We start from the raw sequence: 9,539 nt of genomic DNA, 5'->3' as shown, positions 1-9,539 counted from the left end.
TAAAACGTTTGCAAATTTATTAACACGTTCATGAAGTTGTTTATAGGTAATGTGCTCAGCTGGATCTTCAGGGTTATTCGGTTCAAAAAGAATGGCCGTTTTATCGCCTCGGGTAGCTAAATGTCTATCTATACAATTTTCAGTAATATTTAATTGAGCTCCCTCAAACCATTTTACTTCTGGCTTAGAAAAATCCCAACTTAAGACTTTATCCCATTTACGTTGCCACATAAAGTGTTCCTCAGCAATTTCTTCCCAAAAATTTTCAGGTTCCCTCACAGATTTACGATATACTTGATAATATTCTTCCAGATGTTTTATGTGGTAGTTACTCATATAAGTAGATCTGATTAAGAATTAGTTAATAGTTTAATATCTTCAATAAATCTATTCCCTAAATCGTCAGCATTTTTCTGAGAAGTACTTTCGGTATATACCCTAATGATTGGTTCTGTATTCGATTTTCTTAGATGCACCCACTCTGAGTCAAAATCAATCTTTACCCCGTCAATTGTATTTACATCTTCATTCTGATATTTTAAAGCTATTTTTTTTAATATATTACCAACGTCAATCTCTGGAGTTAGTTTAATTTTATTTTTACTCATAAAATAATTGGGATAAGACGCTCTTAAGGCTTTACATGACATTTTTTTATGAGCCAAATGAGAAAGAAACAAGGCCACACCTACAAGAGAATCCCTACCATAATGAGACGTTGGATATATAATTCCTCCATTACCCTCTCCGCCTATAACTGCCTTGGTGTTCTTCATTTGATTAACCACGTTTACTTCACCTACAGCACTAGTTGTATAGTTCCCATTGTGTTTATTGGTAATATCTCTTAAAGCTCTTGACGACGATAAATTGGAAACTGTATCACCTCCATTTAACTGTCCTAGCACATAATCTGCACAAGCAACAAGGGTGTATTCTTCACCAAACATGGAACCATCATCACAAACAACAGCTAGTCTATCCACATCAGGGTCTACTACAACTCCTAAATGGGCGCCTTCTTTTACAACAAGTTCCGATATATCTGTTAAATGCTCCTTTAGGGGTTCCGGATTATGAGGGAAATACCCATTAGGCTCGCAGTATAATGCAATACACTCTACATTCAACTTTTTCAATAATGCAGGGATAGCTATTCCTCCTGTTGAGTTTACCGCATCAACAACAACTTTAAAACCAGCTTCTTTTATAGCCTTGACATCCACTAGTTCTAATTTTAAAACTTCTTCTATATGCGTATTAATATAACCTTCAACCTTAAAATATGACCCTAAATCGTCAATTTCAGCAAAACTAAATGCCTCATTTTTTGCAATTTTTAAAATTTCATCACCTTCTTCTCCATTTAAAAACTCACCTTTTTCATTCAGTAATTTCAAAGCATTCCATTCCTTTGGATTATGACTTGCGGTAATAATTACGCCACCATCAGCACCTTCTAATGGCACAGCAATCTCAACAGTAGGTGTCGTTGACAAACCAACATCTTTAACATCAATTCCTAACCCTAAAAGGGTTTTACTTACCAAACTACTAATCATATCGCCAGAAATTCTCGCATCTCTCCCAATAATAACGGTTAAATCTTTTTTTTGGTTTTGTTGCTTTAACCACATGCCATAGGCAGCTCCGAATTTAACTGTATCTATTGGTGTTAAATTATTATTTACAGTACCCCCAATAGTACCCCTTATTCCTGAAATTGATTTTATTAATGTCATTTAATCTTTACCTCTTTAATTTAACCTGCCCAACACGGTGATCCCTTTTTCTAAAGTTGAAAAGAACAATATGATTATAAATATATTCTAATTGAACCATAATCTCTTCACAGACCATTTTGGATGTACCCTTAACGTTAATTTCAATTATGTACTGTTCACTTTCATTCTTATTCCCCATTATATTAAACCATCCATTTGGAAAATAGACTTTCAGAATTTCTCCCTCATTTATGAGGTATAAATCAAATTCACCAATAACCCAATTAACAAACCTTTCATAAGTACCAGGAGCTGTAAAAACTCCTACTTTCTTTAAATGAAAACAAGTTACTTTAGAATTAAAAGTTTCTATATTATCTTCTGATTTTTCCTTCAAATGATTCATTTTCATGGGTTTACATCATTAAAAATGCCATCTAACAAAAGCTTCCATGGCTGCATAATGCGACAAACCTAATTGATCATATAACTCCGCAGTCTCTCTATTTCTATCTTCTGCTCGTTGCCAAAACTCCCTACTATCTGTACCCTGAAACACCACGCCATCCTTTTGGGATTGATGCTTAAAAATGCCTTTTCGCTTTTCTAATACTTGATCCGGCCCCATAGGAACAGCCATTTCTATCTCAGCAACACCCCATTCTTGCCATGCCCCTCGATACAACCAAACCCAGCAATCTTTCATGAATTTTTTAGGCTTTAATTCTTTTATGGCCTCAAAAATAGCATCTAAGCAAACTTTATGCGTCCCGTGTGGATCGGCTAAATCTCCAGCTGCATAAATTTGATGGGGTTTTATTTTCTCTATCAGGTCTGAGGTTATTTTCACATCCGCAATACCTATAGGATTCTTTTTAATAGCACCTGTTTCATAAAATGGTAATTCCATAAAGTGAATTTGAGAATCCGGAATACCTATAAAATGGCAAGTGGCTCTGGCTTCTCCTTTTCGTATTAGACCTTTTATATATCTTACTTCTTGTGTATCTATTTCACTAGACTTCTTGTTTCTAAGAAAATCAGCTGCTTTCTTATAAATATCTTTTGCTTCGGCGTTTTCAATTCCAAATTTAGTATTGTAATCACAAACAAAACTCGCGAAACGAAGTGCCTCATCATCTGCTACTGCGATATTCCCTGAGGTTTGATAACCAATATGTACTTCATGACCTTGTTCTTGTAATCTTTTAAACGTACCTCCCATACTAATGATGTCATCATCTGGATGTGGACTAAATATAATTACCCTCTTTTTTGCAGGTTCTGCACGTTCTGGTCGCTTACTATCATCGGCATTAGGCTTACCTCCTGGCCAACCTGTAATTGTATTTTGAAGTTTATTGAATATTTTAATATTTATATCATAGGCAGGCCCTGAATCTGCTAACAAATCACTCATACCATTCTCAATGTAATCGGCGTCAGTTAACATTAAAATGGGTTTCTTTAAATGCAGTGCTAAACTTAACACGGCCTTTCTTATGAGTTGATCTGTCCATTCAATTTTTTCAACGAGCCACGGAGTGTTTATTCTTGTTAATTTTGATGATGCTGCTTGATCTAAAATGAAAGTGGCGTTATTGTGTTCTTGTAAAAAAGAAGCCGGAACAGCACTTGTCACCCCGCCTTCTACTGAAGCTTTTATAATATTAGACTTTCCTTCTCCCCAAGCCATGAGAATTACTCTTTTAGCCTCCATTATTTTCTTTACACCCAAAGTGATGGCAGTTCTTGGTGTGTTATCTAAACCGCCAAAATCACCGCTTGCGGCGACTCTGGTTATGTGGTCCAACGCTACTAATCTAGTTTTTGAGTTTTGTAATGATCCTGATTCATTAAACCCAATATGCCCATTACCTCCTATTCCCAATATTTGCAAATCTACACCTCCCAAGGCTTCTATTTTTGCTTCATAGGCATCGCAGTAATCCGCAATAGCCTCTTTTGACAGAAGCCCATCAGGAACATTATAATTTTCTAGTAAGATATCGACATGATTAAACAATTGTTCTTTCATAAATCTTACATAACTATTTACAGAATCTGGCTCCATAGGGTAATACTCATCCAAGTTGAATGATACAACATTCTTAAAACTGAGGCCTTCTTCTTTATGAAGTCTAACTAATTCTGCATACAAGCCTTTTGGTGAAGAGCCTGTAGCCAAACCCAAGATACACGGTTGTTTTTGAGCTTGTTTTACTCGTATAAGATCTGCTATTTGTTTAGCTACAGATTTTGATGCTGTGGTTGAATTCGCATAAACAATCGTACCGATATTCTCAAAGCGCTTTTCAAATCCTGTTGCTTTGTCTATATTACTCTTTAACATAATGTATTTTTTTACTGTGAGATTATTCTAATTTTTAGACCAACTTTTTAATTTATGTCCCCATAAAGCAAAAAAGAGTATCATTAAATAACATGGAATTAAAATCCAATAACTACTTGTTCCTGCTGCTGCCCAAGCATCTATTTCTGATACACCTAGGTTTATAAGCTCATGTTTACCGGCATCAACCATCCTACCATATATTGGCGGAAATATTGCTCCACCCGCAATAGCCATAATTAACAACGCTGATGCTGTTTTAGTGAATTTCCCCAATCCCTCAAGTGTTAATGGCCATATTGCTGGCCATACTAAAGCATTGGCCATTCCCAGAGCTGCAACGAATAATACGGAAGTATATCCAGTTGTAGATATAATACACAAACTTAATACTACTCCTAATGTTGCGCTTGCCTTTAAAGCTGTAACTTGTTTTATATATTTAGGAATTAAAAATACACCCAAAATATAGGTAGCTACCATAGCCATTAAGGTAAAGGTGGTAAAAAATTTGGCTTCTTCTCCTGAAAACCCAAGTGAAATCCCATAAGCTATAATAGAATCCGCTGCTATGACCTCAGCCCCCACATAAACGAATAAAGTCATCACACCAAACCAAAGATGCGGAAATTGAAAAATACTGGTTTTTTCAGATTCTCCATCCATAGATTCTTCTATAGGAACCGCCTCCACGTGCGGCAATGGAGCTTTTCTTATTAATAATGCAAAAACAAATAATATAATTGCCATAACAATATAAGGTGTAATCACACTATTTGCCATTTCGTCTAGTATTTGTCCTTTTTGAGCGTCAGAAATTGTTTCTAATTTTTCTTTTACCTCGTCTATACCAGACAGTAATAAGGCTCCAAAAATCAAAGACCCTAAGGCACCTGCTGTTTTATTGGCTATACCCATAATAGCCATGCGTTTTGCTCCGCTTTCTATTGGTCCTAAAATAGTTACATATGGATTTGCTGCAGTTTGTAATATAGTAATCCCCATACCCTGAATAAAGATTGCTGCTAGAAATGCCCAATACGTGCGCGATTCTGAAGCAGGTATAAAAACCAATGCGCCAACAGCCATAATTGCTAAACCTAAAGACATACCTTTCCGATAGCCAATTTTATTTATGATGTAGGACGCTGGTAATGCCATAAACACAAAAGAAATATAGGAAGCTGATGCTACAAAATAAGATTGCGCTTCAGTTAATTCATTTATGGTTTTCATAAAGGGTATCAACGCACTATTGATCCATGTGACAAATCCGAATACAAAAAACACTCCAGCGATTATAAATATAGGTGCAAAATTATTCTTTCCTTGGAAGGTATATTTCATAATTTAAGACTTGAATTATTTTAATTGCTTACTTAATTTTTCATCAAAACTTTGTATCAGCTTGAATTGGTTTTTTGAACGATCTAAGTTATGATCAGGATATTTAGTTTTATAATAAATATCATTATTTAGATAATCGGTTAAAAACCTTAGCGCCATAATAAAAATCATTGTCTTAGCACCTAGCGGCAAATACAGGAGTTCTATTTGAGATAATGAAGACTCCAGTTTTTCAAGGAATCCCTTTTCATAAGCCTCATAATATTCAAAATTAAAGGCTACTAAACTTAAATCCCTTTCATCTTCGACAGCAGTATTACAAATCGTTCTAATGGCATCACCAAAATCATAATGCACAATACCAGGCATTACTGTATCTGTATCAATGACACAAAGCCCCTTATTGTCTTTAGAAAATAAGGCATTCGATATTTTTGTGTCATTATGGGTTACTCGTAATTTAATTTCTCCAGACTCTTTAAGTTTTTGAAGAATATGCATTTCTTCTTTTAAATCTATCACTGAATCTATACAAGTTTGTGCCTTAAATAGTCTTTCTTTAGGAGCTGATTGTAAAGCCGAATGAAATTGTGAATACCTATAGTTCATATCATGAAATTTAGGTATAACCTCCGTCAACAATGAGGTATCAAAATCATTTGTTAAGTTTATAAAACCTCCAAATAACTTTCCTCCCTCATAGGCTATTTCGGCATCCATTACTTTTTCAAAAGTTATACTGTCATCTATGAAGAACATTAAATTCCAATAATTTCCATCTTCGTCTTTATAGTATGAATTACCATTCTTTGCTCTTGCAAACGTGAGCACGCTACGTTCCAATTCCTCAGCGGATAAATGCTGTAGCTTTGCTTTAATATAATTACTAATATTTACCTTGTTTTCAATAAGCCCTGGAACATCTTTAAAAACACCATGATTAATTCGTTGCAAAACAAAATATGGCTTTTTAGTAGTTTCAATTAAATACGTATCATTGATATGACCTGAAGCCAATTCTTTAAACGACTTATATATTTGGGCATGTTCAAATTGATTGAATGCATATTTTAATTGTTCTTCTAACATACTACCAGAGATTTTTTGGATATATTTTTTTTTCTTTCAATTCCTCAATCGCTTTTTGAACAATATCCTTGTCTTCTTTATAAGTAACCCCAAACCATTTAGCGTCGGACTTTAGCACTTTTACAGTAGCCTTTCCGGCTTTCATTATTTCATTGACAATAGTTGGCAAATAAAACTCTGCTTTTAAATCACCCTTATTAGCCTCTAAAAAGACTTCGAATAATCTACCCCCAAACCCAAAACATTTGGGAGTAAATCCCCAAAAGTTCATTGAAACAATTGCATCTTTATTTATTGGAATAAATCCCCCCCTAACATCTTTACGCATCAAAATTCCATCAATAATTTCAATATGTGTAAGCTCGGTAACATCAACCAAATAGCCTTTTTCATTTACCTTGCACTCTCCTCTTGACACATACCCATGTTCAGAAACGGTATTTTTTAATGAATACGCCATGGTAGTAAAATTATAGGAATTTTCATCTATTTTAGTTAAAGATTTTGCCATTATATCAAAGGCTGCTTTACCATAAAAATCGTCACCATTTATAATGGCAAAATTTTCTTTAACAACATCCTTAGCCATTAATAATGCATGACCTGTCCCCCAAGGTTTTTTCCTTTCAACGTTTATGTATTTCCTAGGTACATTTTCCAATTCTTGATATACATAGTGAACCTCAGCTTTCCCTTCTAATTTCTTATCAAAAATTTCCTTGAATTCTTTTTCAAAGCTTTTCCGAATAATAAATACAAATTTTCCAAAACCAGCTTGAATCGCATCGTAAATTGAAAAATCAATGATAGTATCCCCTTCGGGTGTAAATGCATCCATCTGTTTTAAACCTCCATAACGGCTTCCCATGCCTGCCGCTAAAATCACAAGTGTTGGTTTACTCATTCTTTTTCTAAAATTTAAAGCTTATTATAAATCAATTTCAATAACCAATATTAGACATCCTTCATGAAGCCCAAATACTTGATAATGTTTATTTTAGACCAATTCAACAATTAACAGGCCCTATTTACAGAACAAAACTACAGATTAAGACTCAATAAAAAAAGGAAAAACAATAAAAATGTGCTCGAACACATTGTGCGAGATTATTTGTTAAACCCAAAAATGTGCTCGAAAACAAGGTGTAGTTAAAATATTAAGTTTTTTCTTATATTTGTTCATATGTTAAAAAAATATACAATACGAGACATTGCCGAAATGGCTGGCGTTTCTAAGGGCACCGTTGACCGAGTGCTACACAATCGAGGAAAAGTTTCTGAAATTGCATTTAAAAAGGTTAGTAAAATACTTGATGAAATTGATTTTAAACCCAACCTGATTGCAAAAAATCTTAAAAACAATAAAATTTACCACATATGTGTGTTATTACCAGACCCAAAAATGGACAGCTATTGGGATCCATGTTTAAAAGGTATTGACGATGTTATAAAGGAACTTGGAGCTTTTGGAATTAACATAGATACATTCTTCTTTGACCCTACTAGTACCAAGTCATTTTTGAATAAAAACTTAATGGTCCAAAAAATTAAACCTGATGCAGTATTATTGGTACCTCTATTTTTTAAAGAAGCTATTGTTGCTATAGAAGGATATAATGAACTTGGCATTATGGTATCAACTTTTAACAATCATATTGAATCTGCTGTTGTTAAAAGCTTTATTGGCCAAAATCTTTTTCAAAGTGGGAGAATTGCAGCCAAACTTTTACACAGCATAATGAAAGGAGGCGATATTGCGATTATTCACATAGATGAAAAATATAAAAATGCCATACACATGCAAGAAAAGGAACAAGGTTTTAAAAGTTATTATAAGGAGTTAGCTCATTTCGGCCATGAAATTCATGTCAGTAACTTAAAAAACACCGACTTTAATAAATCAATAGCCATCTTTTTACTAAAGCATCCTAATATAAAAGGCATTTTTGTAACAACATCCAAGGGCTTTCATGTTGCAGATTATATTCAAAATAATATCAATAAAAATATAGCACTAGTTTGTTACGATCTCCTCGTTGAAAATATCACCTATTTAAAAAATGGTACTATTGATTTCCTAATTCATCAAAACCCTAAACAACAGACCTACCTTGGTTTAAAATGTTTGGTAGAATACTTTTTATTTGATAAGGAAGTTCCTAGTCAATTGTTATTACCTATTGACATTATAAACTCAGAAAATGCAACACCTTTTATGCGAGACTAATAATATATTTAACGGTTAGGGCTTGATCCGGCGTTTCTTTAATCTTATAGTTTTTAATAAAAAAGGAGCAATATTTCTGTCTTTAGTCTAATTTTCATGGCGTTTAACAAGTGCTCTAATCCAAGAAATTTAACTCATCATACTGTCTTGCCATTAACATCTCGTATCAATATTCAATTGTTTAAAATGTTTTTTATAAAAACATAATATGTCGCTAATAATTCCTTATAAATTAAATGACTTACTTCATATTTTAGAATTTTATTTTACTTTTTGAAATCTAGCACACCATTTTACTTATTAGAATTCAATTTAATCACATGTACAATATCTTAAACCACCTTCCCGAAATTACTAAAACCCTAGATAAATTCTCTATTCTTTAAATGACCCTATCAATTTTGGAAATTCATATTACAATAAATATTTAATTATTTTAATGTGTTCGAGCACATTAAAATAAATTTTACTATATTTACAACCCATATAAAGCAATAATGCAAAAAATAAAAAATTGACAACATTTATTTATACCAATCTGTGACTTAACCTTTTTTATTTCTCAAATAAGGTGCTCGTACACATTTATTTTGAAATATTCTTTTAGTTAGTTTTTTAATTATGTACGGGGTTAAACAAGCTTTGTAAAAAGTACTTAAACACCTAATTCTTGAGGTGTATTTATTCTTTTCATTTAGCCTTGTTAAACCTCGTTAATTAAACTAAAGCACACAACTATATAACTGAACAACTATAAAACTAAAATTAAAAAAAAAGCGAATGAAAAATTAATTACAAA

The 9,539-nt window shown here is 33.2% G+C and carries 8 protein-coding genes; 1 reads left to right on the top strand and 7 read right to left on the bottom strand.

What is annotated here, in order from left to right; translation table 11 throughout:
- The 7 genes from IE051_RS12915 to IE051_RS12885 form a co-directional block, all read right to left on the bottom strand.
- On the bottom strand, window positions 1-336 hold a 336-nt coding region (locus IE051_RS12915; RefSeq protein WP_308427712.1), incomplete at its 3' end, for an acetyl-coenzyme A synthetase N-terminal domain-containing protein.
- Between the two features lie 14 nt (window positions 337-350).
- Complete coding sequence (glmM, locus tag IE051_RS12910; RefSeq protein WP_189361304.1) at window positions 351-1,742, bottom strand: phosphoglucosamine mutase; 1,392 nt, start codon at window positions 1,740-1,742, stop codon at window positions 351-353.
- 7 nt (window positions 1,743-1,749) lie between these two features.
- Window positions 1,750-2,130: a hypothetical protein gene (locus IE051_RS12905; protein WP_189361302.1), complete on the bottom strand. Its 381-nt coding sequence runs from the start codon at window positions 2,128-2,130 to the stop codon at window positions 1,750-1,752.
- Window positions 2,131-2,148: 18 nt separating this feature from the next.
- Complete coding sequence (gene nagB / locus IE051_RS12900) at window positions 2,149-4,077, bottom strand: glucosamine-6-phosphate deaminase (RefSeq protein ID WP_189361300.1); 1,929 nt, start codon at window positions 4,075-4,077, stop codon at window positions 2,149-2,151.
- Window positions 4,078-4,104: 27 nt separating this feature from the next.
- Complete coding sequence (locus IE051_RS12895; RefSeq protein ID WP_189361298.1) at window positions 4,105-5,424, bottom strand: sugar MFS transporter; 1,320 nt, start codon at window positions 5,422-5,424, stop codon at window positions 4,105-4,107.
- A 15-nt stretch (window positions 5,425-5,439) separates the two neighbouring features.
- Window positions 5,440-6,513 (bottom strand): phosphotransferase enzyme family protein, encoded by a 1,074-nt coding sequence (locus IE051_RS12890; protein WP_189361296.1) that lies wholly within the window; start codon window positions 6,511-6,513, stop codon window positions 5,440-5,442.
- Window position 6,514: 1 nt separating this feature from the next.
- Window positions 6,515-7,417, bottom strand: coding sequence for a nucleotidyltransferase family protein (locus IE051_RS12885; RefSeq protein ID WP_189361294.1), 903 nt, complete (start codon window positions 7,415-7,417; stop codon window positions 6,515-6,517).
- 279 nt (window positions 7,418-7,696) lie between these two features.
- Here IE051_RS12885 and IE051_RS12880 point away from each other — a divergent pair, with 279 nt between their 5' ends.
- Window positions 7,697-8,740 (top strand): substrate-binding domain-containing protein, encoded by a 1,044-nt coding sequence (locus IE051_RS12880; protein ID WP_189361292.1) that lies wholly within the window; start codon window positions 7,697-7,699, stop codon window positions 8,738-8,740.
- Window positions 8,741-9,539 lie beyond the last annotated feature (799 nt).

The sequence above is a fragment of the Algibacter mikhailovii genome (genome assembly GCF_014651495.1).
GTDB lineage: Bacteria > Bacteroidota > Bacteroidia > Flavobacteriales > Flavobacteriaceae > Algibacter_E > Algibacter_E mikhailovii.
The sequence above is the reverse complement of the archived record's forward strand: the minus strand, read 5'-3'. Positions and strand labels throughout refer to the sequence as shown.